Here is a 24,965-nt window from a genome sequence, read left to right on the forward strand (position 1 = left end):
CGCGATGTACGAGGCGGACGTCGACCCGTCGCACGGGCAACTCCGCTCGCTGGCGATGGACCCGGACCTCGCCGACGAGTGGACCCACGTGTCCCCGGTCATCGACTACGCGGCGCAGGCGTTCGCGATCTCGACCGACTCCAAGAACAGCGAGAAGCACCCCGAGGTCTGGCGCCACGCCATCGGCCTAAAGGAGGGCTGGGAGGCGCGTCGAGCCGCTAGGGCTGCCGCGCGTGAGGCTATGGGCGGGGACTGAACTTCCCGGCCCGGACGAGCCACGCCACGATCCCGAACCCAAGGATCACGAACACGACGACGGTCGGCTTCTGCCCGTTGGTGACGATGCCGACCCATGCGACGACTGCGGCGAGGACGACCCATGCGGGCCAGTCGCGGATGGTGCCGCGGGTGTCTGGTTTGCCCTGTTCCTCGCTCATCGCACGCACGCTACCCAACCTGACGACGAGACGGAGGCGAAATGGCCGGCGAACGCACCGTCTATATCAAGGTCGGGGCCAAGGTTGATGGCGCCATTGCGGGCCTGCGGAAGGTGCAGTCGTCGGTCAATGACCTGACCAAGGCTGACCTGAAGAGGCCGCAGAAGGCGTTTGACGACCTGTCGAACAAGGGCGCCCTCATCGGTGGCGTCGTCGCTCTCGGCATCGGCAAGGCGATCTCGTCGTTCGCCGACTTCGACCAGGCGATGTCTGGCGTCGCGGCGAACAGTGGCGCGACCGGTCAACAGCTCGACGCGCTGAGGCAGAAGGCGATCCAGCTCGGCTCTGACACGCAGTTCTCCGCGACGGAGGCCGCGCAGGGCATCAACGAGCTCGCCAAGGCTGGCGTTTCGTCGCAGGAGATCCTGAACGGTGGCCTGAAGGGCGCGCTTGACCTTGCGGCTGCGGGTCAGATCGGTGTCGCTCAGGCTGCCGAGACGACGGCCTCTGCGCTCAACCAGTTCGAGCAGGACGGGTCGCAGGCGACTCACGTCGCGGACCTGCTGTCCAACGCCGCGAACGCCGCTCAGGGTGGCGTGGGCGACATGGGGCAGGCTCTCGGGCAGGCCGGTGTCGCTGCGCACGCTGCCGGTCTCGACATTGACGAGACCACGACACTGCTCGCGCTGTTCGCGAAGGCTGGCCTGATCGGCTCGGACGCCGGCACCAGCCTCAAGACGATGATGCAGCGCCTTTCCGCTCCGACCGATCAGGCCGCGGGTGCGATGGAAGACCTCGGCATCTCAGCGTATGACGCGCAGGGTAACTTCGTCGGCGCCGAGTCGCTCGTGCGGCAACTGTCTGAGTCGACGAAGGATCTGTCGACCGAGGCGAAGATGTCGGCGTTCAACATCATCTTCGGCTCGGACGCGATCCGCGCCGCGTCAATCGCTTCGTCGGCTGGCGCCGACGGCTACAAGAAGATGGCGACCGAGGTCACCAAGGCTGGCGGCGCGGCTGAGAACGCTGCGAAGCTGACCGACAACCTCAAGGGCGACATCGAGCGCCTGGGTGGTTCGATCGAGACGGCCTTCATCTCTGGCGGCTCATCCGCGAACGATGCTCTGCGGACTCTGACTCAGGGTCTTGGCGGCGTTGTTGATGTGGTGGCCGGCCTGCCCGCCCCTCTGACGTTGGCCGCGACGGGCCTTGCCGCGATCGCGTTCGCGCTGCCCAAGGGCCTGAGTATCTACCGGCAGTTCGCGTCCGACCTGGACACGATGGGCCTGTCGCTCGACAAGATCAGCGCCAAGGCCCCGAAGACCGCGAAGGCGCTCGAGCTGCTGAAGGGTGCTGGCCTCGTTGCTGGCATCGCGGCTGTGTCGGTCTCCATTCAGGAGGTCATGGCGGCGTCTGAAGTAGCCACGGTCTCTGTCGACAAGCTCGCCGAGTCACTAAATGGCCTCTCTCGCCCCGGCCAGTTGTCGGGTGGCATCGCGGACCTGTTCCGCAATGAGGGTGGGCTGCTGGTGTCGCGCGAGGAGTTCGTCTCTACGGCGGACGCGATCGAGCGGTTCAACGCGACCGCGTTCGACGCACTGTCCGACGGCAACCTCGCGAAGCTTGTGCGTGCGGCGCAGCCTGGCGCTGAGGCGAAGTTCGACAAGTACGTGTTGCAGATCGACTCGGCCCTCGCGCAGTTGGTGCAGAGCGGTCACGCTGACCAGGCGAAGGCTTCTCTCGATGCGCTAATCAACGGCATCGACGACCCGCAGGTTCGGGACGCGGCTCGCGCGGCGTTCACTCAGTACGACACTGCGGTTAAGAACTTCGGCGACTCGGCGAATGGCGCGAAGACTGAGGTCGGCCGTCTCAACGATGTCGTCGGCACAACGGCTGGCTCTGCGTCGAGCGCTGACGGCGCCTTGCAGGACATGGCCGACAATGGGCTGAAGAGCGTTGAGCTGAACGCCAAGGACGCCAAGGCTGAGATGCAGAACCTTCTCAACCTCGTCGACTCGATGGCGGGTGGGAAGCGTGCTCTGGCGGCTGACAAGGCCGCCCTGAAGGATGCTGGCGACGCCGCGATCAAGGCCGCCAAGGACAGGGGCGGCAACGACCCGGACGCGGTCAAGGCTGTCGCCGAGGCGAAGACTGGCGTGACCGAGGCGCAAGGCGAGTTGAAGAAGGCTCGCAGTGGTGGCAAGAAGGAAGACATCACTCGCGCCACGAAGGCTCTCACGCGGGCGCAGGATTCGCTGGCTTCGGCGAACAAGCGTCTGGCCGACAGCTATGTGGCTCCCGAGGATGCGCAGGCCAAGTACGAAGAGGCCATGCGCAACACGGCAGCCACGGGTGACCGGCTCATCCACGACCTGATCGACCAGAAGAAGCCCATCAGCGAGATCAATGCGGCGTATGACGAGCAGCGCAAGAAGCTCATCAAGGCCGCTGAGGCTCGTGGCTACCATGGTGACGCGGCGAAGGCTGAGGCTGACAAGGTCGGCATCACTGTGCAGCAGATGGACGACCTGCGTTTCCAGTACGCCAACACGCAGGAGTTCGTCGACACGCAGGTCCGCACGCCCGGCCTCGCGAAAGCGAAGACGGACATGGAGGGCTACTGGACCGTCATCAACGGCATTCCCACCTTCGTTCCGACGACGGTGCAGGCGACGGTCAAGGGTCTCGACGAACTGCGCGCGGCCGATGCGGTCCTGCGCAGTCTCGCCAGCTTCCGGGTCGCTCTCGACACTCGAGGCGCCGCGAACCGAGCCAAGATCGAGAAAGCTACGGGTGGCGCGATCTACGGCCCTGGCACGGGCACGTCTGACAGCATCCCGGCGATGCTCTCCAATGGCGAGCATGTGCTGACTGCGGCCGAGGTCAAGGCCGCCGGTGGTCACGCGGCGATCTATGCGCTGCGCAAGGCGATCATGACTGGCGGGGTGCAGTACCGCGCGTCTGGTGGCCCGGTCGGTCATGCGGCATACCGTCCCGCCCCGCCCGCGCCGCTCAGGCTGGACCTCGCAGCACTCGCGCAGCAGCGGGGCGGCGACACCATCACCATGAACGCCTACGGGCTCAATGTCGACGACGCCCTCAAGAGGAACGTTCGCGACCTCTTCTGGGAGAGGGATCACCGCCGATGAGCCTGCGACACGACGTCTGTGGCGTCCAGATGAACACCGACGTCCCCGACGCCAATGGTGTCATCTGGACCGTCTCGAAGCTCACCGACTGGGTCGCGCCCGCTCTCGTCCAAGACATCGGGGACGCGACGGGCCGACCTGGCGGGGTGCTGCTCGAGGAGCGGCATGGTGTTCACTCGCCTTCGGTCGAGGGGTCTGCAGTGGCGCCAGACCTGGCGTCCGCATGGGCTGCATTCAACCAACTGAACCGGATGCCGGGTGTCGGCGCATCGGGTGACCTCGTCGTCTACGAGAACGTCCCGAAGTCGCTGCGAGTCCGACAGGGTGACGTTCCTCGGGCGTCGGCCCCGCGGGCGTGGAACTTCAAGTGGGCGGTCGACTATCAGCTCACCTTCGTGGCGCTTGACCCGTTCAAGCGGGGCGCAACCATGCACACGCAGGCGCTCGCCGCCGGCGCTGCCGTCTCGGTGACGAACGACGGGAACGTTGCTGCGTCGCTGAACTTCACGACGACGGGCGGCGGCACGGTCATCGTGCGTCAGAACGGGTCGGGTCAGATCCTCCGCACCCGCACGTCGGTCGGGTCCGGCACGACGCTCGATGGGGCGTCTCGGCGGGTCACGACGTCGGGCGGTGTGGACATCTTCCCGATGGGCACCCCGTCGGAGTGGCTGTCGATCCCGGCCCTTTCGACCGTCACCCTCACCAACCAGGGCACGGCGCCGCTGTCGGCCGCCTGGTACGACACCTACGCCTAGGAGCCTTCGTGGACATCTATGCCCTGTTGATTATCGCGAACTACATCTGCGCGAAGGAGACTCCTCCGACGATGCCGCAGCTTTACGGCACGCTCGCCTCGGGTGGGGTGGAGGTGTCGGGCCTGACGCGGGTCGCGTTCTACATGGACGACCCGGAGATCATCTCCGACACGGAACTGCTGCTGTCGAATCAGACGCCGATCGCGTTCGACAACACGCCGGCTGGGACCGCGGATGAGTTCTGGGCTTATGACGCGGCGTCGGGCGGGAATCGCTGGTTGAAGATCCCGCTGTCGTCTGGCGCGATCACGCTGACAGATGGCGGCAACAAGACGTTCCCGGCGCAGGGTCTCACTCACACCATCGAAGCCCTCGCGGCCTGACCTTACTGACTCGCTAGGAGATTCGCATGGCTGTCGTTCACCTTTCCACCGCCTCCCGCAATGCCGCCGTCTCGGCCATTGCGGGCCTTGTCGACGCCGACGCTGGTCCGGGCAAGGTTCTGATCTATGACGGGACGATCCCGGCCGACGCTGGCACGGCGGTCACGACCCAGGTCCTGCTCGCGACCGTGATCCTCGGCGACCCGGCCTACGCTGCCCCGTCCGCCGGCACCGTGACGGGCGCCGACCCGGCCTCCGTCAACGCCGTCGCATCCGGCACCGCGGCATGGTTCCGGCAGACCGACAACTCCGGCGATGTCGTCATGGACGGCGATGTGACCGCGACGGGCGGCGGCGGCACCATGACGCTGTCCACGGTTTCGCTGACGACCGGCTCACCCGTCGACATCACGTCCCTGTCGATCACCATGCCCTCCGGGGCCTGAGCGACAAGGAGGCCTGCGATGGCTCTGCTCCACTTCGACGGGTTCGACCTCGGCGACTATCCGACCATCTACTCGCTGAGCTCTGCCACTTTTGCGGCCACGTCGACATCGACGAGGTTTGGGTCTGGTAGTGCGTTCGCGCTCCGGTCGGGCGGTGTCGCCACGCTCACCTTCCCGGCGTCCAGCACCACTTACGTCGGGTTCGCCTACAGCGCCCCAGTGAGTGCCAACGCCGCGGTGTTGAGCGCCTACGGCGACAACAATGTGACGGAGCATCTGCGCCTGTGGTGGTCCTCCTCGACGACGCTGGCGGTCGGCCGGGCCGCGACGGTACTGGCCACCGCAGCCGTGAATGAGCCCGTGGACTCGTGGGTCTACCTCGAGGTCATGGTCACGGTCGCGGATACGGGAGGTCGGGTCGTCGTCAAGGTTGACGGTGCCACCGTCATCGACTTCACGGGCGACACGAAGAATGCGGGCACCGCGACCACCATCGACACCATCCGAATGACAACGGGAACAGGTAGCTTGCCGCGACTGTTCGACGACCTCTACGTCTGTGACGGTACCGGCGCGGCGCCGCACAACACGTTCCTCGGGCCGGTGCGGGTCTACACCCTCTCCCCGACGGGGGCGGGCACCGACACGGCCATGACCCCGTCCGCGGGCGCGAACTGGCAGTGCGTGGACGAGCAGCCCTACAGCGCAACCGATTACGTCACCGGCTCGACGGGGCAGCGGGACACCTACGCCCTCGCCGACCTGCCGGCATCCCCTGGGACGATCTTCGCCGTGCAGCCGACCACGGTCGCCGCGAAGACCGACGCGGGCGCGCTGAGCTTGAAGACTGCGATCCGCTCCGGCGGGACGGTCTACACCGGCACGGCTGCCGCCCTCGGCTCGACCGACACGTCGGTCCGCACGATCCGCACGACCAACCCCGCCACGTCCGCGGCGTGGACCAAGGCCAATGTCGACGCCCTGGAGGCCGGGGCCGAAGTAGCCTGATCGGAGCGCGATGACCAACGCCAACGTCTCCGCGGTCGCCACCCAGGCGCTCGTCTCTGGCGCGCCGAGCGCGCAGGTCAAGGTGGCCGCGGCCCAGGTGCTCGCATCCGGGTCGCCGGCTGCGCGGGTCAAGGTCGTCGCCGTTCAGGTGCTGGCGCAGGCCATCAACAGTGGCGACGTCGCAGCGGCCCTACCGGCCCTAACCGCGTCCATCGCCGGCACCGTCTCCCCGCCTGTGGTCACGACCACCGGATCGGTCGCAGCCGCGCTGCCTGCGGTTACCGCAGCGGTCACCGGCACGGTCACGATCCGTGGGCAGGTCGCCGCGACCCTGCCTACCCTGACGGCGGCGATCTCGGGGCAGGTCTCCGACGTCGTCGGCGGTGCCATCGACGCGACGCTGCCAGCCATTACCGCGGCAATCTCGGGGACCGCCACCGGCAGCATCACCGGGACCGTGCAGGCCGTCCTGCCACCCCTGGTCGCGCGTCTGAACGCCGCCGACCCGGCCGACCTGCTGTCGGCCCACTCCACCACAAGCATCACGTCACACGTCGCCGCGCCGTTCGTCGCCGACCCGATTGCGGCACACTCAGTCACGCACATCACGTCGGCCATCGCGGCGCCTTCCACGTTCGAGTTCATCTCGGCTCACTCCACGACCCGCATCACGTCGAGCGTCGTGCCCGGACTCGTCATCGCCATCGACCCCGTCACGAACCGCCCGCAGTACCGGCTATTCGTCGTGGACCGTCAAGGCAACCCCCTCGGTGAGCTCGAGAACGCCCGCATCGGCGACCCCGTCCGCACCCTGCAAGGCGCTGGCGTGTTCACTGCGACCCTGCCGAAGAACGACCCGAAGGCGACCCTGCTCGACGTGGGCGCCGAGGTGCAGGTCTGGGCCGGCGCTGAGATGTTGCCCGATGCCTGGTTCGTCCTCGTCGAACCGGGCAAGGATGGCGGCGGCGAGATCTCGTACCAGTTCGTCGGGCTCGAGGGCCTGCTTGACAATGTCGTCATCGGCAAGGAGCGCCCGGACCTGCTCGTCAATGGCGGGTTCGAGGATGGGATGAGCCACTGGCACCCCGTCGCTCTCGCAGGGTCGGCGTCGATGGCCCCGCCCAAGACGACCATCGTCACGGGTTCCGCGGCGAAGGAAGGCGGCAAGGCGCTTCAGGTTGAGGCTGTCGAGTCCGTCAACGTCCGCGAGGTCAAGACGGCTGCCATCTTCTACGGGAACCGCCCGTATGCGTCTGAGCCTCTGTCTGCTGGGTTCCTGCCTGGTGGGGAGAAGGTCATCACCGACCAGCTTCCCGCGTTCTCGCAGGGTACGGCGCTGCTCGTCGAGGGATTCACGGCCGACGTCGACTCGGGCACTGGCATGGCGCTCTCCCAGCGTCGTGCCGACGCCGCGAAGGCCGTCATTCTAAAGGCCCGCCCGGACCTGAAGGTCACGGCCATCGGGCGCGGCGAAACCATTCAGGTCGCGCCGAACAACACCCCAGAGAATCAGGCGAAGAACCGTCGCATCCTCCTCACCGGCACCGCCACGCGGGTCGGTCACCGGCAGGTCGTGCAGCAGTTCTTCAAGTACCGCAACAGCACTCGCGCGCCGATCGACCTAGAGCTTGACGGCTGGATCAACCTGATCCAGTACGTCGGGCCGAGCAAGGATCGGTATGGATTCTACATCAACCGGCGCAACCGGGCGAACCTTGACACCGACCCGATCCCGCCCGCCGACTCGGACCGGACACTGCTCGAAGAGTACGCCGTCCAGTACGCCGGCATGACCCAGGCGAAGGCTGAGGGTTACGACACGGCCGAGGCGCTGTATGCGGCGATCGTCGCGGCGACCCCGTCGAAGGCGAAGATCGTCGCGGCCGAGCACACCGACCTGTCGGAGGACTTCCCGCACGAGAAGTGGGAGCCGGACGGCACGTCGATCATCGCCCCACCGGACGGCCGGGAGTATCTGTACGAGGTGCGCCTCTACGGGTCGGCTGGCAAGACGAAGTTCGACGAGGTGTCGTGCAAGCCGAACGTCGTGACCGGGTTCTACAACGTGACCCGCCCGCAACTATTCGCGGGTCTCGTCGCGCACGCACAAGACCCGGAGTTCTTCAAGGTCGACCTGAACATCGACGCCGACTGCCCTGCCGTCGGCATCCGAGGCGACTACGAGTACGAGCACAAGACGCCCCGCACGGTGTGGGACGCCATCAGTGAGCAACTCCGCTCGGATGACTCGCCGGACTTCTGGATTCAGTCGACACCTCAGCGCCGGGTCGCCCGCACCGCAGTCAAGCGTGGCAGGCGTTCCCCGGTGCGGTTCCGTCTTGGCGACATCGTCACCGGCTACACGGCTGGTGTCGATGGCGGGAAGGTCGCAACCACGGGCATCGTCACGTCGAACCGTTCACGCGGTGGCGGCGTCGCTGAGGCTCGCGTCCGCACCGGCCCCGTCAACGGGCTCGTCCTCGAGCGGGTCCAGTCTGCCGAGCCCGACCGTTCGACGTCACGGCTGCGGCAAATGGGCGCGGCGATGGTCCGTTACGGCCGCACCGACGTCCTGACGTCGGTGACGTGCGACCCGGAGTGGACGGTCTATCTGCTCGGGCATGTCGGGCTGGGCGACGTCGCCTGGTTCGAAGTCAAGGACGGCGACACGGACGTGGCGGGCTGGTACCGCATCGTCGAGATCCGCCATTCCATCAGCAAGCACCAACTGTCCTACGAGCTCGCCCCGGAGGTCTGATCCCGTGGACTACACGAAGCGGCCCGGTGCCCCCGTCGAGTCTCCCCGCCAAACCATCGAGCGCCTCGAGCGTGAGTTGGCGGCGGCGAGGCGTGACCGTCCGCGCGAGACGAAGAAGCCCCTTGTGGTTCGTCTCGATGCGGAGGAGTCGACGTCGTGGGCGCCAGGTACGCCGTGGCTCGATATGTCGGTGGTGCTCACAGACGGGGACATCTGAGGTGGCGTTCGACCCGGATCACCCGACGTTCTACGGCGCGTGCCTTCAGGTCGACAACGCCCGCCTCGTTGCCGGCGTCGAGGAGCATGACGCAACCCGGCCGATGGCTGACGTCATCCGCTACCAGTTCAACGACACCGACTGGGCTGGGTTCCAGCCTGGCGCCCGCGCCGTCATCGGGTTCTACCCGGAGCGGGGACTGCTGACCCTCGACGACGAGGTGGAGTTCTTTGCCGTCGTCGAGCTCCGCGATGACAGTACCGGCTCGATCCGACTGTCGGCCGGCGTCGACCCGTCGTGGAACCTGACCGACCCGAGCCTCGCGACGGAGCCGCTCGGCACGCACTCCGCAGTCGGCGCCTTCACGGCGGGTGGCCGGTCGCGTGTCGTGGTTCCGGTGTCGTCGTACACCGGGGCGATGATCTACGCCGGGGAGGTGCAGCCGATCCTGCTGTTCGAGGCGCTCGACGGGCTGCCGAAGATCATGCAAGTCCGGGTTCGGATGTGGCCCACCTCTGGTGTCGGTGGGGCGTGGGAGGACGATCCGGACTACACCATCGAGGATCTGACGCCGCGGTTCATCGTGTCGCAAGGCTCGGCCGACATGGCATCCGCCGAGGTGGCACCCCGACAGGAGCTCGGCAGCAGCGGGCCTGAGCGCCATCAGCCCGGACCCGGCACCTGGGGCGGCATCGACGACATGGGCGACACTGCGGACGCCTTCTCGCAGATGATCGCACACCTTCACACCTACGGCATTCCCCGCTATCAGGCGTTCATCTCGGGCGGCACCGCGCTCGACGGCACGGTCAACGGTTCATTCACATTCAACTGGACGCAGCACGCCATCGGCACCCCCAGCCATGATTGGACCGGCCGCTACACCTCCGGCATGGTCATCATCGCGGCTGACCCGGTGACCGCGTTCAGCCGTAACGCTGGGCTCGCCTACGACGACCCGGACCGGGTGCCCGGCGAGGCAGCCTCAGGGGTCCGCGACGGCCTGTCCGGTGGGACGTTGCTGTCGAAGTTCTCCGGGTGGACGGCGTATCCAGAACTGTCCGACGCGGGTAGCGCCAATGACCGGCAGGTCGGCGTCCGCACCGTCATCCTCGGCGGCGAGCCAGCATGGACTGAGACTGAGTCGACCGTCGACAGCAACGGCGCGGCGGTTCGCTACTACCTCACGAAGTACGGGCTCGACGGTGCCAACAGTGGCCCGCCTGCACCTACCGCGACGCACGTCTTCCTGCCCGACGCGCCAGTCGTGGCGGTCGAAGTCAACGGCACCACCGCTGGCGCGATGAGCAGCTATGAGTTCGGGTCGATGATCGGCGATGCCGTCGCAGGCGGCAACCGGGGCGTCGACTACACGCCGACGCGGGCGCTGCAGCGGTACGAGAACGTCCAGTTCTTCAACCCGGCCGCCATGAAGAAGGCCCGTAAGCCGCGGTTCTACGTCACGTACACCGAGGTCGACGATGACCCGCGCGATGTGTCGCACGTCGTCGGGATCGGTAAGCCAGCCGACGACCTGAGCATCTTCCGGGTACCGACCCCGCTCGGGACGCTGCGGGAGTTGCGCCCAGGCGAGAAGGTGTCAGACGTGTCAGTCGCGTACCCGCTGAAGGTGAAGCTGGAGGACGGGTCGTGGACTGTCGTGGCTGGGATGACGCCTGACGCGTGACAGCCGAAACCCCGCCCGGTCGCGTTCGGGTGGCCCACTGGGAGGTGGAGCGCCGCGACGGGGCGGGGTTGGCTCGGGGTCAGCCCCGCTCGGCTGCCTGCGGGTAGTGGCTGCGGGAGGCGCGGGCGAGGCGGGCGCGGTAGTCGGCGCGCTCGGCGTCGGCGATGACGGTGTGGAGCCGGTCTGCGATCTCGCTCTGGGTCTTCTCGTTCATGTCGTCCCACTCCTCAGCGGTCTGGTTCACGGCTCCCCCTGTCGGCGCCTTGTGACCTTCAGTGTTCGACGCGCCGCTCTTGATACACGTTCCACCCAAGGAAATGCGAAGACCCCACCCCCGCCGCGGGCACGGCGAGAGTGGGGCCGATCACTCAGAGGCGCTACGGGCGTCTCTGATACCTGCCCACCCAACCCAAAGGCGAGACATGACGCAACTCGAGTCGCAACCCCGAGCCCCGGAGACGATGCTGATGCGCGCCAACGACATGACCGCGCGCGCCCGCTGGTATCTAGCCATCGCCGGCGTCAGGCACCTACTCGTCGGCGGGTTCGCGATCATGATGCCGAGCTCGTTCAAGTCGACCTCGTTCATCCCCATCCTCGAAGCCGCACCGCTCTGGTTCTGGGCGATCTTCTCCCTGGGTGCTGGCGTCGCGTGCGCGGGTGCTGCGGCGAGCCGGTCCGAACCGTTGGCGCGGCTCGGGATGGCATGGTCCGCGGTCCTCACGCTGCTCATCGGCGTGGGCCTGCTGATGTCCGTCTACACCGGCCAGTCCACGAGCCCCACCGGCCCGATCATTTGGCTGGCCGTCGCGCTCAAGGACTTCGTCGTGTGCGCCCAGCCGATCCGCTCACCTTTCGAGGGCCTGACGGAGCAACTCGCACGCAAGAAGAAGCAAGCGCAAACCTGACCCTCGGAGGGCGACCTGATGCCACAGATTGACCTGCCGGGGTGGTCGCAGTTCATCCTCGCCCTAGTCGCCGTCGCGGGAGCGATCGGCGCGCACCGACTGAACAAGCGCGGACAGGTCACCCAGACCGCGCAACAGAATGCCGCTAACGAACTCGCCACGCGCGCGCAGGGCTTCGATGAGATGGAGGCCGTCGTCGAGTGGCAGGCCAAGCAGATCGAGAAGCTCGAGGCTCGCGCGGACCGGGAGTCGCAGGCGCAGGCGCGGCGGTGCCGTTCGTCGCTGGATCACTTCATGTCCGCGTTCATCACGCTCATCGGGCAGGTCGGCGCCGAGGAGGCGAAGCGGTCTGCCGAGAAGGCGCTGACCGAGGCTGAGGTTCATCTCGCCGAAGACCATCCCGAAATGCCCACCCCCTGACGAGGAGCGCCCATGTCTTACGGCACGTTCACTTTGACCGGACGCCACACCACCCCGTCGGGCATCCCGCACAAGGGTCAGGTCGTCGTCACCCCGAACACGATCATCCGCGACACGGCTGGCCTCGTCGTCATGTCCGGGTCGGTTCAGGTCCCGCTCGACGAGACGGGCGCGTGGTCGCTTGTCCTGCCGTGTGACGACCCGTCGCTGAACCCGTCCGAGGGCATCGGCTACAAGGTCGGGTACGCACTGCACTCGACGTCGATGCCGCAGCAGTCGTTCTACGCGGCCTCGGACATGGCTGGGTCGACGCTTGACGTGTCGGAGATTGTGACGGTGAGCGTTCCGACGCCACTGTCCGCGATCGTCGGGCCGCGGGGTGAGCCCGGACCCGTAGGCCCTCCCGGCGCTCCTGCCCGGCAGGTCGTCATCGACGCGAACCTAAACGGTGTCATTGCTGACGGTGTTACGGATGACGCCGCAGCATGGAATGCGATCGTCGCAGCAGCTCCCGATGGGTCGATCATCACGTGGACGGGCAGATCCGTCCTCAAATCGGCCATTCTTTGGAAGTCAAACATTTCTCTGCACGGGCAGGGCTGGGGCAAGTCGGTACTGGCCCCCGTTGACACCACCGGAACAAAGCACTTCCCCGCCATCGGGCAGGCCCCCGGAGCCGCAACCGCCGCCGCACCATGGCTGAACAACACATTCCGTGACTTCGAGGTTGACGGGTCAGGCATCTCGACAACCACATTCAATGTCGCCGACAAGGCGATCTTCATGCAATACATGAAGCGGGCGCAGTTCCTCAACCTCTACTGCCACGACACTGGGGCTACCGGCCTGGGAATGGACCTCCTAACCGAGACCATCATCGACGGCTGCTTCCTCCACAACTGCGGCCGAAACTGGGACGGCACGTCGGGCGGTGCCGCTGGTATCGGGATCGGCACGGGCGGCTGGGAGGACGAGACCGTCACTGTCTCGAACTGCCACGTCACCGGAACGGGTTTGGGCCAGTGGGGGATCTTCTTCGAGGCGCAGATCCTTTACGTCCCAACGATGCCCTTCTCTGGCAGGGGTTACGTCATCACTGGTTGCAGTGCGCAGGGGTCACGCTACGGCTTCGGCGACATGGGCACCCTTGGGACGACGTTCGACAACTGCACGGCATACGGAAACGGTGACGGGTTCCTCGTCGGCGCTGGAGCTCAGCAGGGCTCCATCACGGACTGCACCGCGCACCACAACTCACAGTCCGGGATACGCGTCCGTGTGCCCAGCGTGGGCAACTATCGCATCTCTAGAAACCGCTGCTACTCCAACACGCAGCGCGGGATCTATGTTGCTGCTGGCACCGAGCCGTTCGTCAACCTGACCATCGAAGACAATGAGTGCTACCTGAACCAGATGGCCGGGGTCAGGATGGAGGCCACCACGTCTGGCCTGGGCTTTCCCAGTCTGAAGTTCAACAGGAACCGGCTATTCAACAATGGCCTGTCTTCCGAACCGTATGGCCTCTACCTCGCCGCGGTGGGTGCTGGGATGCAGGTCAATGACAACCGTTGCTTCGATGACCGCGCAACGAAGACCCAGACGGATGGCATGAGGATCGGCAACGGTTCAGGGCTCAACGTGTATAGCGACTCTCAGTTCGAGCGGAACCATCTCATCGGTAACGCGACCATCGGATTCAACCGTAACTTCGCGGTGCTGACGAGTTCGTCAGTGATCGGCAACAAGGGATACAACCCAGTCGGCCCGTCAGCGGTCACCGTCACGGCCTCCCCGATGACGTACACCGCGAGCTACACACCAGAGACGCTCTACATCAACGGCGGCACCGTCACCAACGTCAAGAAGGGTGCCATAACGATCCACGGTGCAGGCGACTGCGTCGTGAACTTGGCGCCTGGGGAATCGTGCATCGTCACATATACGGCAGCCCCCACAATGGTTGCCGACAAGCGCTGACCAGCCGCTCGGGGATTCACCTACAGGCCCGCCATCGCGCGGGCCTTCAGCATGTCCAGGAGGAACCCGTGGCGCTCAACGGTGTAGACATCAGCGGCCACCAGACCGACGCGACCGTGACCGAGTGGCTGCCGCTCGTCGACTTCGTGATCGTGAAGGCCACCGAAGGCAAGGGCACCACCTCGTCGGCATGGGCTCCCCGTGTCGCGCTCGCACGCGACGCAGGGAAACTCGTCGGCCACTACCACTACGCCTGGCCTGAGAACGGCGGCGCGGTCGACGCGGCCCACTTCCTCACCGTCGTGGGCAGCATCTCCGGCGAGGTGGCTGTCCTCGACTTCGAACCGTTCGGGCAGACGTCGCCCGCCGAGTCGTGGCCGCAGTACGTCACCGACTTCGCCGACACCGTCCTGAAGGCGACCTGCCGCGAACCGTGGCTCTACAGCGAGGACTACCACCTCGGCGTCCTCGAGCAGCACGCCACACCCGAGCAGCTCGCACGCATCCGCCGTATGCCGTTGTGGAAGGCGGGCAATGGCAACGCCTACGTGGCCTCGCCTGACGTGTCTCCCGGCGACTTGCATGGGTGGGCGGCGTTGGCGTGCTGGCAGTGGACGTCGACGCCGCTGGACCGCGACGTGTTCTACGGCACCGCGACTGACTGGCGTGGCGAGCCGACCCCGACACCGAAACCCGAGGAGCCTCCCGTGGCGCGAGTGACATGGCGCGGCATCACGACCGACGCCGAGACCGCCCTCTACCTGACCGCAGTCGCCAAAGAGGTCACGGTCATGGCTAAGGCTGCCGGCGTCCCCGACTGGACCGTCACCCCGATCCCCCGTTGCGGCTCCTACCAGACGACGACCGCCGCCTCTGCTGGCACGCACGCCGGGGGTGGCGCGGTCGACATCAACGCTGTCGGGCTCACCGACCGGCAGGCCCGCGTCCTCGAGTCCGCCGCCCGCAAGTGTGGCGGCACCGCATGGTTCCGGCCCGCGCTCGCAGGGGTGTGGCAGAAGCACGTGCACATCCTCCGCTCCGACTGCACCGACCTCGCCTACGCCGCACGCCAACAGGTCAAGGCTTACCGCGCCGGCTACAACGGCCTCGCGAACAACGGCCCCGACACCGGCAACCGTTCCTGGGTGAACGTGACGTGGGCTCAGGTGAAGGCCGCCGCGAACGCCGTCGTGAACGTCGGGTCCGCGGTCGTCATCGACGCGAAGGTCCGCGGCATCCAGCACGCCCTGCGCCTCACCGTCGACGGCAAACTCGGCCCGCAGACGTACCGCGCGGTGTGGCGTCTGTCGCTCGCGTCACGTGAGCAGCGTGCCGGGTTCCTGAAACTGTCCGACGCCGACCGGAAGCAGCTCCAGCGTGACATCGGCTGCAAGTGGGTCGACGGGAAGTGGTCGCTGGTCGGGTCTGAGATGCCGGGTCGTCTGCGTGACGCGGTCGGCGGTGTGCAGCGCGTGATGGGCATCCCGATCGACCGGGTGTGGACGGACTCGGTTGAGGGCGTCCAGTTCAAGCGGCTCTATACGGCGGCCGGGTTCAAGCCGTGACCGTTGACCATCGGCCATATCTGGCGCGTCGGGCGCCGATGATCCGGCGCGTCCTGTTCGCCGGCCTCGCACTGTGCACGCTCGCGGGCGGGGTCACGGCGGGCGCCTTCACCTACGTCACCACCAAACCCAAGGAGACCCAATGAGCAAGCCTTCCATCTGGGGCCGCGAGCCAGCCCTCATCCTCGGCGCGCTCCAGGCCGTCATCGCCCTCGCGATCTCGTTCGGCCTCGACCTCAGCCCCGAGCAGACCGGCGCCATCCTCGCCGCGTCCGCCGCAGTCCTCGCCGTCGTGACCCGCTCGCAGGTCTCCCCGTCCGCGACCGTCGCCGCCGAGACCGCGCCCAGCTCGTCCACCGGCCTCGTCGCCGGACCTGCCGCCGACGTGCCCGAGGGTGAGCCGGTCGACGTCGTGGCCGAGGGCTCCCTGGGTGACGGCCTCGGTGACGCGGTCGAAGGCATCACCGACGGCATCCTCCCCAAGCCTGGCGACGACCAGCCCAAGCCGCAGGGCGGCTACTGGGGCGGCGTCTGACCCGCAAACCCTGCCGCGCCGAGCTCGACCTAGGCGACGAAACCTACGTGTGCGACCGACGCCGAGGCCACGACGGCAAACACCGGGAACGCATGTACGGCGCGGACAGGCGCGGCCAGTACGTGACCGCCATCCGGTGGCGCAGAGTCCGCGACCGACGAGCCTGACACAGAAGAGCCCCACCTGATCCTCACTGGATCGGGTGGGGCTCTTCGTCGTTGTCAGGTCGTCACGATTGGCGCATCCGGTGGCGGCCCGACGAGAAGGCGCAGGTTCGGGGCCGAGGAGGGCGGGTCGACCGGAGTGAGCGTCGCGATTATGTTGCCCTCCACATCAGCGACCACCCCACCATCGCGCGCGAAACGCTCGTACTTGGCCGCCTCGGCCGCCTCCTGCTCGGCGACAGTGCGCGGGTCGTAGCTGAAGAACACAGGTTCAGTCATCGTCCGGCCTCGATCTCGCCGGCCGTCTCGGGCGGTCATGCCCAGTCCTCCTCTTCGTCGATCATGCGCTGGTGGTCGGATGGTGCGCCCGGCGTGAACAGGGCGTCGATGGCGGCACGAATCCACGCACCGGGCGCGTCGTTCGGCAGCGCGGCGTCACGGAGGTGGGCGAGGTCGTCAGGTACGCTTGCCATGTCGGTCTCCTTGACCGTCACGCCCCATCGGTGGGGCTCTTGCGTTGTCAGTTAACTACCCAAAGCGGCCCATCAATGTCTAGTTTAAGGCCACCGTTAGGCGAGCCACGCCTCGTCGTAGTCGGGGTGGTCAGCGTAGACGGCGGCGAGGTGACGCATGACCCGGTGCAGCGCGACACGTTCCCGAACCTTCGCCGTCTCCAACTCCTCCAAGATGCGCCGCTTGGCCTCGCACTCAGCCAGGAAGCGGTCGGGGTGCACGATAATGACGGGCTTCACCATCTGCTCGTCGTCGGAGATTCGGGCCAGCAGGAACCCGGCCAGCGTCGGAGCGTCGCGGCACTGTTCGGTGTAGCACGACCGCTCGTCGGCGTGGCAGTAGCGGTCGCCGCGAATGGTGGCGAACCCTAGCGCTGGCGCACCGCATCGGCCACAGATGTCAGGCGTGGAAACGCCCAGCGCGACCTTGAGCGCTTCGGCCATGCGGCCCAACTGGATCTGTGCCACGGTCGGGGCCTCGGTGCGGTGCTGGACCTCGTAGGCCGCGGACCACTTGTCTGCCAGTGCATCGACTCGCGCCAACCGGGCCTCGGCTGCATGGGCACGGGCATACAGGCCAGCCGTGTTCCGCTTCAGCCGCTCGATCTCGGCCCGCAGTTCGGCCTGCTCGGCGTCCGCCACGGCCATGACGGCATCCGCTCCAGCGACACACTCGTCACACGCGGCGCCATTATGGCAACCCATCGCCTTGCCTAGCGCCTCGCCGTACCGCCGCACCCGCTCGTCGTTGCTACTCTGATCCATGTCGACGCTCCTTGTCGGCCGCGCCCCCGGAGCCTTGCCGCTCGCGGGGGTCTTTCATGCCACGGTAGCACCGCAGCGAACTTACGCGGTACGTTCGTCGGAAGATTTCGGTAGCAGCAGCGCCGCCATCGCCCCAAGCCCCGCGCGGTGCCGGTCCTCGTTGCCGTGGATGTAAGCCGTGCGCGTGATCTGGACTGACGAATGCCCCAGGATCTCCGCGATGACCTTGTCAGACACCCCGGCCATGTCGAGCAGGCTCGCGGTCGTGCCTCGCGCAGCGTGTAGGGCAGGCATGGAACCGAGCGCCGCATCCTTGTCGCACACGCCCGCCTTCACGAGCAGCGCCTTCCACGCGAGCCAGTCACGCTTCGGGTCTTCCTTGCCGCCGTAGAACACGAACTCGCCCCGATGCTCCACCTGCCCGAGCGCGAACGCTGCGGGCGGCACGTCACCGAACGGGATGGACCGCTTCGACGTCTGCGACTTCGGGTCCGTGAGCTGCAACCCCTTGCCGCGGTGCCGGATCAGTTCGTTGCGGATCGTGAGGCGGCCGGCGTCGAAGTCGACATCTTCCCAGCGCAGACCTAGGCACTCCCCTTGCCGCATCCCGAGCAGCAGCGCGCACACCCAGCGCGCGGCGAGCGGGTCACCCTCGAGCGCGCCCAGCACCTTCCGCGCCTGGTCGAGCGTCAATGGCTCGTGGTGCTTCGTGCCGACGGGTGGCGGGTCGACGAGGGCGGCGACGTTGCGCGCCACCTTGCCGTCACGCTCGGCAACCACCAAGGCTCGACGCAGGATCGCGTGCGCCTGTCTGCGGGTCGAGTCCGCTAGCCCCGCGTCCTTCATGGCGGCGTGCATGGCGCGGACGTGTGCGGGTGTGAGCTTGTCGAGACGGTGCTTCCCGAGGTGCGGGATGAGGTACTGGTCGAGGTAGGTGCGGTACCCGTCGAGGGTGCGCTGGCGGCATCTTCCGGGCGCGACCTTCTCGAACCAGTATTCGAGCCATGTGGTCACGGTCATGGAGTCGGTGAGGACGCCCGCCTCGACCTGCCGTTGGAGTGTGCGGAACTTCGGGGTCAGCTCACGCTTCGTCTTGGCGGTCACCTGCTTGCGGGCGGGTTCGCCGTTGGGTTTGTGGTAGGTGACGCGTCCGACCCACATGCCGTCGCTGCTGCGTTGGAAGATCCCGCCTTCGCCCTTCGTGCGACGGCTAGGCACGCCACGCCTCGCATTGCTCGCGTCCATCGAGGCTATGGTGCGTGATGAGCCAGCCGCAGGACCCGTCATCACGGAACACCGGCTCGACAGCCGGGCCGCATGGGCAGTCGTCGTCCGGGTGTTCGATCAGATCATTCACGGGCACGACGTGAACCGTGCTCACCGACGAGCCCCATGCGCTCGCCCTGCATGGATGGATCGACCGCGAGGAGTGGCGAACCTCTTGCCGCACTGACCGCAGCCCCATGACCGGAACAGCCCTTCAATCGCAGGCGGCGTGCAGTCGCCCGAGCAGCCACAGTGCGCGCCGCCAAGCACACCGTCGGGCGCCTTGTCCCAGTGGCCGACGTGCCGGTCATGGCGGCCCGTCTGGCAGCCAAGGCACGGCCCGAGCATGCTCATGCTTCACTCTGCCGCGAGTTCGGGCGGACCTCGTCGGCATGCATTCGCTCGGCCCGCTCGATCCATCGCTTCACCTCGGCGTTGAGCCGCTCGATCTCGTGGGCTGTGTCATGGCTAGCTTTGCTCACATCGACACCTTCCGGTCGGTCGCGCCCCCCGGACGCTGACACGTCGCGGGGGTCCTTCATGTCTACTGTACCTCGTACTGTACCTTAACCGGCGCTAGTGAGGACTAGTGAGGAATACCCCCGGCAAGCCTCTGACCTGCATAAACGTGGCTGGGCACGGTCCCATCATACCCCGTTGCAGCGGACTCATAATCCGTCGGTCCAGGGTTCAAGCCCCTGCTGCCCCACCACCGCGGTTCGTCCCGGTTCGTCCAGGTTCGCCCTGTCACGTCGTGATAGGCGTCTGAACCCGCCCTGCGGGCGTGGACTGGCCGTCGGGGTGCGACCACCGCCGGCCAGTCCTGCGCCTCGCGGTCCGTTCGAGGACCCAGGGGGCGCGCGGACGACGTGGGGGGTGGACACGGCCCCGGGGGTGGGAGTCGGGGCACCGTGCCCATCGACCATGAGGTCGGCGTCGTCCGCGGGACGACCTCGACCCTCCTCCCGAGAAGGGGCCGCGCCGTCCTGCCTCCAGTCTCCACCCTCGGCGAGGGCGCATCGTGCGAAATGCCGCACATTGCACAGATGGGACGAGTCGTCCCGTTCACCCCATCTCGCCCCACGCCTCCGAGCCTGTGGAACGGGATCGGGGCGGGTCCCGCCGACTCCCCCGGCAGAACCCACCCCGTCCTCACCCCCTACCGGTCCCCCCACCGGCCCCACTCCGGCGCTTCCCCCCACGGGTTCGCCGGTCTTCCTCCCCCACGACAACCACTGTGCCGGGCAGTCTGCAAGATCGCCCCGTCGAAAGTCAGGGGTTTCCGCAAGATCGCTGCAAGGAGCGGGGCCCGAGGTCGAGAGATCCCAAGCCCCCACGGCGTCACCGGCGCGGGATAGGTTCCGATGACCGAAGGCTCGGGGGCCACCAAGACTGGGGAGAATCACATATGTCGACCAAGCCCATCCTGCGCGCGCTGGCGGTCTCCGCCGCCGCCGCGAGCGTCATCGCCGCCGGCTCCTCGAGCGCGACAGTCAGCGCCGCACCGACCCGGCCCTCCCCCGCGGCTGCGGAGTGCCAGACGGCGCCCGACCTCGCCCGCGTGCGGTCCGGGAGCACGGCCAAGGAGCCCGAGCTCTACTCCAAGAACGAGGCGAACGCATACGGCGTCATCAAGGATGCCCCGCGCCTGCCCAACGGCAGCGTCCACATCCCGACCGTCTTCCACGTCGTCTCGGACCACACGCTGTCGGCCACCGAGAAGGCGCGCTGGGAGCGGCTCATCGCCGCGCAGATGACCGTGCTCAACGACTCCTACGGCGGCAAGACCGCGCCCGACGCCGCAGACTCGCCGTTCCGCTTCTCCCTCGCCAAGATCGACTACACCGTCAACGCGCAGTGGTACACCGTCTCGCCGGGCAAGACCGAGCGCGACATGAAGAAGGCGCTCTACACCGGCAACTCCGAGACCCTCAACGTCTACTCCGCCAACATCGGCGGCGGCCTGCTCGGCTGGGCCTACTTCCCCAAGGGCTACAACAACGGTCGCGACTACATCGACGGCGTCGTCATGCTCGACGAGTCGATGCCCGGCGGCACGGCCGGCAAGTACGCGCAGGGCGACACCCTGACGCACGAGGTGGGCCACTGGCTCATGCTCGAGCACACCTTCAAGGGCGCGTGCTCGGCGAGCGGTGACTTCGTGGCCGACACCCCGCGCGAGGCGGTGCCGCAGTTCAACTGCCCCACCGGCGCCGACACGTGCACCGCGCCCGGCCTCGACCCGATCCACAACTTCATGGACTACACGCAGGACTCCTGCATGAACATGTTCACGCCGGGCCAGGTGGAGCGGATGAACGACGCCTGGGTCGCCTTCCGCCAGGTCCCGACCAGCTGACCCCAGCACCCACCCGTCGCACCGACCTGTCGCACGATGGCGTATGCCGCGTGCTTCGACGGCGTGGCCCGTCCGGTCCCAGGACCGGCGGGCCACACCTGCGTCCCGGACATGTGGCACATCCGTCACATGTGTCACGGATCCCGGCCGAATTTCTCGGGAATCGCCCCTTGTGCAACCCTCGCACCTATGGTGGAGGGGACCGGCCGGTCAGGACGTGGGGGCGTTGGCGATGGCCTTCCGGTTGCGGTGCCGGGTCCACCGCACGAGGGTCGACGGTGACAGCAGCAGTACCTCGAGGGGGGTGGCTTGACGGTGACAGACGCCAATGAGCGCAGTGGTCCGCGCGTCCTGAACATTCGGATGCGCGGCAGACTTGTGCCCTTCGCGACGATGCTCCTGCTCTTTGCGATGCTGCCCTTCCTGGGTGGCAGCGCACCCCAGACGCCGACCGCATCGGTCGTGCTCGCGGCAGGGTCGCCTGCCGTGAAGGACGCCGTGGCTGCCGTGGGGCAGGCCCAGGGAGAGCTGTCCCGGTCGACGGCCGCCAGCGCCCCGACAGCGGCGCTGGCTCCGGTCGACTCCGCCTTCTCGACCGCCATCGGTGGCGGTCTGTTCATGTTCCCGGCGATCAGCCTGACGCCGGCGACGGCCGAGGCCATCGCGGCCCCCATCGTCGGGCGGCCGCTCTTCATCCACCCCGTGGCCGGCGGTGAGACCTCGCCGTTCGGCCCGCGCATCCACCCGCTCCTCGGTCGCCCGATGTTCCACACCGGCATCGACCTCGCGGCAGCCTGCGGCACGCCGATCCACGCAGCCGCGGACGGCACGGTCATCTACGCCCGGGTCTCGGCGTCATGGGGCGGACGCACGATCATCCAGCACAGCCCGACGGTCAAGACCGCCTACGGTCACCAGTCGAAGTTCCTCGTCACCGAGGGCCAGACCGTCAAGCAGGGCCAGGTCATCGGCCTGAGCGGTACGACCGGTTGGTCCACCGGCTGCCACCTGCACTTCGACGTCATCATCAACGACCGCTACGTCGACCCTGCTCCCTACCTCGGCTTCGCGCCGTCAGCCACGTCATCCGTCCCGTATGCCGTCGTCCCGCACCTGGTGCTCGACCCGGGCAGCCGCGTCATCCGCACCGTCGCGGACGGCGACGTCCCGCTCACCGAGGCCACTGTCGCGACGTCGTCGCCCAGCAGCACGGGTGGCCGTCCGCCGTCGACCAGCAAGCCCACGGGCACGCCGACGACGAGCCGTCCCACGACGAGCTCTCCTGCTCCCACGACGAAGCCGTCCCCGACGAGCACCAAGCCGTCCCCGACGGGCAGCGCCACGACGTCCACCATGCCCCCGACGACGACCCCGCCGAGCACGACGACCACCACAGGGTCGACGGGGACGACGGGGACGACGACGGGCACACCCAGCACGACGACCACGACGACTCCCCCGGACACGACGACCACGAGCCCGGCGCCTGCGACGAGTGACGCGCCGGCAGCGTCCGACCCGCCGAGCTCGACGAGCGCTGCGGCAGCCGCCAAACCCGCCGCGTCCGAGCCGACGGCGACCGCCACGGCCACGGCCACTGCGGCACGCGTGCTCAAGACCGCCACCGCGGTCGCCACGGCGGCCGAGACCTCGACGAGCACGTCCACGGGCACCGCGACGAGCAAGCCCGCCACGTCGGCGGCGATCGAGCCCACGTCCTCCTCGACGAGCGAGCCCAGCGCGTCCTCGACGACGGCGGCGGAGGGCAGCCCCTGACCTGCGTGGCCGGGCCTGCGTGAACCGGTCGGCGCCCCGCTCCCCCGTGGAGCAGGGCACCGACCGCGTGCCTGCGGTCCTCACGATTCGGGCACGCTCGGCGCGGAGCGTGTCGCCCGGGTGCTGGAGCCGATAGGTTTCCGGGATGGACGACGTGAACCCCACCGCCGCGGTGCCGAGCGATCGGACCCCGGACACGCCTCGTGACCCGATGGTCGTCATCGACGGAGTCAACAAGCACTTCGGCGACCTACACGTGCTGCGCGACATCAACCTCACCGTCGGCAAGGGCGAGGTGGTCGTCGTCCTCGGACCGTCCGGCTCGGGCAAGTCGACGCTGTGCCGCGCCATCAACCGCCTCGAGACCATCGAGTCGGGCACCATCTCCATCGACGGTCAGGCACTGCCCGAGGAGGGCAAGCCGCTCGCACAGCTGCGGGCCGACGTCGGGATGGTCTTCCAGTCCTTCAACCTGTTCGCGCACAAGACGATCCGCGACAACGTGACGCTCGGGCCGATCAAGGTGCGCAAGAAGTCGAAGTCCGACGCGGACCGGCAGGCCACCGAGCTGCTCAAGCGGGTCGGTGTCGAGGCACAGGCCGACAAGTACCCCGCCCAGCTCTCCGGCGGCCAGCAGCAGCGCGTCGCGATCGCCCGCTCGCTCGCGATGGGCCCCAAGGTCATGCTCTTCGACGAGCCGACCTCGGCCCTCGACCCGGAGATGGTCAACGAGGTCCTCGACGTCATGGTCGGCCTCGCCAAGGAGGGCATGACGATGATCGTCGTGACCCACGAGATGGGCTTCGCCCGCAAGGCCGCAGACCGCGTCGTCTTCATGGCCGACGGCCAGATCGTCGAGGTCGGCACGCCGCAGGAGTTCTTCACCAACCCCCGCAGCGACCGCGCCAAGGACTTCCTCGGAAAGATTCTCACGCACTGACCCACCGGAACCATCTGCACCAATCGACAGGGATCGGCACGCAGCACCGCGTGCCGTGAGCAACCACCCAGGAGGAACCCAGATGAAGGCACGACGACTCGGAGCCGTTGCGGCGGCTGCGACGTTGGCGCTCACGCTCGCCGCGTGTGGATCCAGCGACAGCGGAGGCAACGCCGGCTCCAGCGGCGGCAAGGGGCTCAAGATCGGCATCAAGTTCGACCAGCCCGGACTCGGCCTCAAGAAGGGCACCGAGTTCACTGGCATGGACGTCGACGTGGCGAAGTACGTCGCCAAGTCCCTCGGGACTGCCGAGGGCGACATCACCTGGGTCCAGGCTCCCAGCGCCCAGCGTGAGACGCTCATCTCGACCGGTCAGGTCGACATGGTCGTCGCGACCTACTCCATCACCGACGCCCGCAAGGAGAAGGTCAGCTTCGCCGGGCCGTACTTCATCGCCGGTCAGGACCTTCTGGTTCGCGCCGACGACAGCTCGATCACCGGCCCGGACACCCTCAAGGGCAAGAAGCTCTGCTCGGTGACCGGTTCGACCTCGGCCCAGAAGGTCAAGGAGAAGGTGCCGGACGTCAACCTCCAGGAGTTCGGCACGTACTCCGAGTGCGTCGCTGCGCTCGCTTCCGGCGCGATCGACGCCCTGACGACCGACGACACGATCCTCGCCGGCTACGCCGCCCAGGACCAGTACAAGGGCAAGCTCAAGGTCGTCGGCCAGCCGTTCTCCACGGAGAACTACGGCATCGGCATCAAGAAGGGTGACACGGCCATGTGCCAGAAGATCACCGATGCCATCAAGACGATGATCAGCGACGGGTCTTGGCAGAAGGCCGTGGACGCCAACCTCGGGCCGGCCGGCTACAAGCCGGGTGCGGGCAACCCGCCCACCCCGGCTTCCTGCTCCTGACGCACACGCACAC

General features: G+C 67.5%; 26 protein-coding genes. 19 read left to right on the forward strand and 7 right to left on the reverse strand.

Annotated elements, in window-relative coordinates:
* Nucleotides 1–4: 4 nt before the first annotated feature.
* A complete protein-coding gene (locus U5C87_RS17815) occupies nt 5–256 on the forward strand; it encodes a hypothetical protein (protein WP_330473831.1) in 252 nt (83 codons plus the stop codon).
* On the opposite strand, the gene U5C87_RS17820 is transcribed toward U5C87_RS17815, so the two are convergent.
* Entirely contained in the window at nt 240–437 is a 198-nt protein-coding gene (locus U5C87_RS17820) for a hypothetical protein (protein WP_330473832.1), read from the reverse strand. The two genes, U5C87_RS17815 and U5C87_RS17820, sit on opposite strands and share 17 nt — an antisense overlap.
* Before the next feature lie 41 nt (nt 438–478).
* Here U5C87_RS17820 and U5C87_RS17825 point away from each other — a divergent pair, with 41 nt between their 5' ends.
* The 8 genes from U5C87_RS17825 to U5C87_RS17860 all read left to right on the forward strand — a co-directional run bounded on the left by U5C87_RS17825 (nt 479) and on the right by U5C87_RS17860 (nt 10,846).
* Nucleotides 479–3,589, forward strand: a complete 3,111-nt coding sequence (locus tag U5C87_RS17825; protein WP_330473833.1) for a phage tail tape measure protein — start codon at nt 479–481, stop codon at nt 3,587–3,589.
* Nucleotides 3,590–3,735: 146 nt separating this feature from the next.
* On the forward strand, nt 3,736–4,347 hold the full coding sequence (locus tag U5C87_RS17830; RefSeq protein ID WP_330473834.1) for a hypothetical protein: 612 nt from the start codon (nt 3,736–3,738) through the stop codon (nt 4,345–4,347).
* A gap of 8 nt (nt 4,348–4,355) precedes the next feature.
* Nucleotides 4,356–4,730 carry a hypothetical protein gene (locus tag U5C87_RS17835; RefSeq protein ID WP_330473835.1) on the forward strand — a complete coding sequence of 125 codons (375 nt, stop codon included), beginning with the start codon at nt 4,356–4,358 and terminating at the stop codon, nt 4,728–4,730.
* Nucleotides 4,731–4,756: 26 nt separating this feature from the next.
* Nucleotides 4,757–5,176 carry a hypothetical protein gene (locus U5C87_RS17840; RefSeq protein WP_330473836.1) on the forward strand — a complete coding sequence of 140 codons (420 nt, stop codon included), beginning with the start codon at nt 4,757–4,759 and terminating at the stop codon, nt 5,174–5,176.
* An 18-nt stretch (nt 5,177–5,194) separates the two neighbouring features.
* Nucleotides 5,195–6,184 carry a hypothetical protein gene (locus U5C87_RS17845; RefSeq protein WP_330473837.1) on the forward strand — a complete coding sequence of 330 codons (990 nt, stop codon included), beginning with the start codon at nt 5,195–5,197 and terminating at the stop codon, nt 6,182–6,184.
* Between the two features lie 10 nt (nt 6,185–6,194).
* Nucleotides 6,195–8,942, forward strand: a complete 2,748-nt coding sequence (locus U5C87_RS17850) for a hypothetical protein (RefSeq protein ID WP_330473838.1) — start codon at nt 6,195–6,197, stop codon at nt 8,940–8,942.
* Between the two features lie 4 nt (nt 8,943–8,946).
* Entirely contained in the window at nt 8,947–9,159 is a 213-nt protein-coding gene (locus U5C87_RS17855) for a hypothetical protein (RefSeq protein WP_330473839.1), read from the forward strand.
* Nucleotide 9,160: 1 nt separating this feature from the next.
* Nucleotides 9,161–10,846, forward strand: coding sequence for a hypothetical protein (locus U5C87_RS17860; protein ID WP_330473840.1), 1,686 nt, complete (start codon nt 9,161–9,163; stop codon nt 10,844–10,846).
* A 79-nt stretch (nt 10,847–10,925) separates the two neighbouring features.
* On the opposite strand, the gene U5C87_RS17865 is transcribed toward U5C87_RS17860, so the two are convergent.
* Entirely contained in the window at nt 10,926–11,090 is a 165-nt protein-coding gene (locus U5C87_RS17865) for a hypothetical protein (protein WP_330473841.1), read from the reverse strand.
* A gap of 178 nt (nt 11,091–11,268) precedes the next feature.
* Here U5C87_RS17865 and U5C87_RS17870 point away from each other — a divergent pair, with 178 nt between their 5' ends.
* The 6 genes from U5C87_RS17870 (at nt 11,269) to U5C87_RS17895 (ending at nt 16,251) form a co-directional block, all read left to right on the forward strand.
* A complete protein-coding gene (locus U5C87_RS17870; RefSeq protein ID WP_330473842.1) occupies nt 11,269–11,754 on the forward strand; it encodes a hypothetical protein in 486 nt (161 codons plus the stop codon).
* Nucleotides 11,755–11,772: 18 nt separating this feature from the next.
* Nucleotides 11,773–12,174, forward strand: a complete 402-nt coding sequence (locus U5C87_RS17875; RefSeq protein WP_330473843.1) for a hypothetical protein — start codon at nt 11,773–11,775, stop codon at nt 12,172–12,174.
* Nucleotides 12,175–12,186: 12 nt separating this feature from the next.
* A complete protein-coding gene (locus U5C87_RS17880) occupies nt 12,187–14,151 on the forward strand; it encodes a right-handed parallel beta-helix repeat-containing protein (RefSeq protein WP_330473844.1) in 1,965 nt (654 codons plus the stop codon).
* A gap of 68 nt (nt 14,152–14,219) precedes the next feature.
* Nucleotides 14,220–15,716 carry a glycoside hydrolase family 25 protein gene (locus tag U5C87_RS17885; protein ID WP_330473845.1) on the forward strand — a complete coding sequence of 499 codons (1,497 nt, stop codon included), beginning with the start codon at nt 14,220–14,222 and terminating at the stop codon, nt 15,714–15,716.
* On the forward strand, nt 15,713–15,862 hold the full coding sequence (locus tag U5C87_RS17890) for a hypothetical protein (RefSeq protein ID WP_330473846.1): 150 nt from the start codon (nt 15,713–15,715) through the stop codon (nt 15,860–15,862). Before U5C87_RS17885 ends, U5C87_RS17890 begins: the two co-directional genes overlap by 4 nt.
* On the forward strand, nt 15,859–16,251 hold the full coding sequence (locus tag U5C87_RS17895; protein WP_330473847.1) for a hypothetical protein: 393 nt from the start codon (nt 15,859–15,861) through the stop codon (nt 16,249–16,251). The genes U5C87_RS17890 and U5C87_RS17895 overlap by 4 nt, the downstream gene beginning before the upstream one ends.
* Nucleotides 16,252–16,472: 221 nt before the next feature.
* Here the strand turns inward: U5C87_RS17895 and U5C87_RS17900 are convergent, their stop codons facing one another.
* From U5C87_RS17900 to U5C87_RS17920, 5 genes are all read right to left on the reverse strand, one after another.
* A complete protein-coding gene (locus U5C87_RS17900) occupies nt 16,473–16,733 on the reverse strand; it encodes a hypothetical protein (RefSeq protein ID WP_330473848.1) in 261 nt (86 codons plus the stop codon).
* Nucleotides 16,730–16,888 carry a hypothetical protein gene (locus U5C87_RS17905; RefSeq protein ID WP_330473849.1) on the reverse strand — a complete coding sequence of 53 codons (159 nt, stop codon included), beginning with the start codon at nt 16,886–16,888 and terminating at the stop codon, nt 16,730–16,732. Before U5C87_RS17905 ends, U5C87_RS17900 begins: the two co-directional genes overlap by 4 nt.
* A 96-nt stretch (nt 16,889–16,984) precedes the next feature.
* Nucleotides 16,985–17,692, reverse strand: a complete 708-nt coding sequence (locus tag U5C87_RS17910; protein ID WP_330473850.1) for a DUF6221 family protein — start codon at nt 17,690–17,692, stop codon at nt 16,985–16,987.
* A gap of 81 nt (nt 17,693–17,773) precedes the next feature.
* On the reverse strand, nt 17,774–18,937 hold the full coding sequence (locus tag U5C87_RS17915) for a tyrosine-type recombinase/integrase (protein ID WP_330473851.1): 1,164 nt from the start codon (nt 18,935–18,937) through the stop codon (nt 17,774–17,776).
* Nucleotides 18,938–19,308: 371 nt separating this feature from the next.
* A complete protein-coding gene (locus U5C87_RS17920; protein WP_330473852.1) occupies nt 19,309–19,440 on the reverse strand; it encodes a hypothetical protein in 132 nt (43 codons plus the stop codon).
* Nucleotides 19,441–20,366: 926 nt separating this feature from the next.
* On the opposite strand from U5C87_RS17920, the gene U5C87_RS17925 reads away from it, so the two are divergent.
* The 4 genes from U5C87_RS17925 to U5C87_RS17940 all read left to right on the forward strand — a co-directional run bounded on the left by U5C87_RS17925 (nt 20,367) and on the right by U5C87_RS17940 (nt 24,952).
* On the forward strand, nt 20,367–21,317 hold the full coding sequence (locus U5C87_RS17925; protein WP_330473853.1) for a zinc metalloprotease: 951 nt from the start codon (nt 20,367–20,369) through the stop codon (nt 21,315–21,317).
* A 363-nt stretch (nt 21,318–21,680) separates the two neighbouring features.
* Nucleotides 21,681–23,093, forward strand: coding sequence for a M23 family metallopeptidase (locus U5C87_RS17930; RefSeq protein ID WP_330473854.1), 1,413 nt, complete (start codon nt 21,681–21,683; stop codon nt 23,091–23,093).
* Between the two features lie 211 nt (nt 23,094–23,304).
* A complete protein-coding gene (locus U5C87_RS17935) occupies nt 23,305–24,033 on the forward strand; it encodes an amino acid ABC transporter ATP-binding protein (RefSeq protein ID WP_030146449.1) in 729 nt (242 codons plus the stop codon).
* Between the two features lie 82 nt (nt 24,034–24,115).
* Complete coding sequence (locus tag U5C87_RS17940; protein WP_030146450.1) at nt 24,116–24,952, forward strand: glutamate ABC transporter substrate-binding protein; 837 nt, start codon at nt 24,116–24,118, stop codon at nt 24,950–24,952.
* Nucleotides 24,953–24,965 lie beyond the last annotated feature (13 nt).

This window comes from Terrabacter sp. C0L_2, assembly GCF_036352015.1.
In the GTDB taxonomy this organism is placed as follows: Bacteria; Actinomycetota; Actinomycetes; order Actinomycetales; family Dermatophilaceae; genus Terrabacter; species Terrabacter tumescens.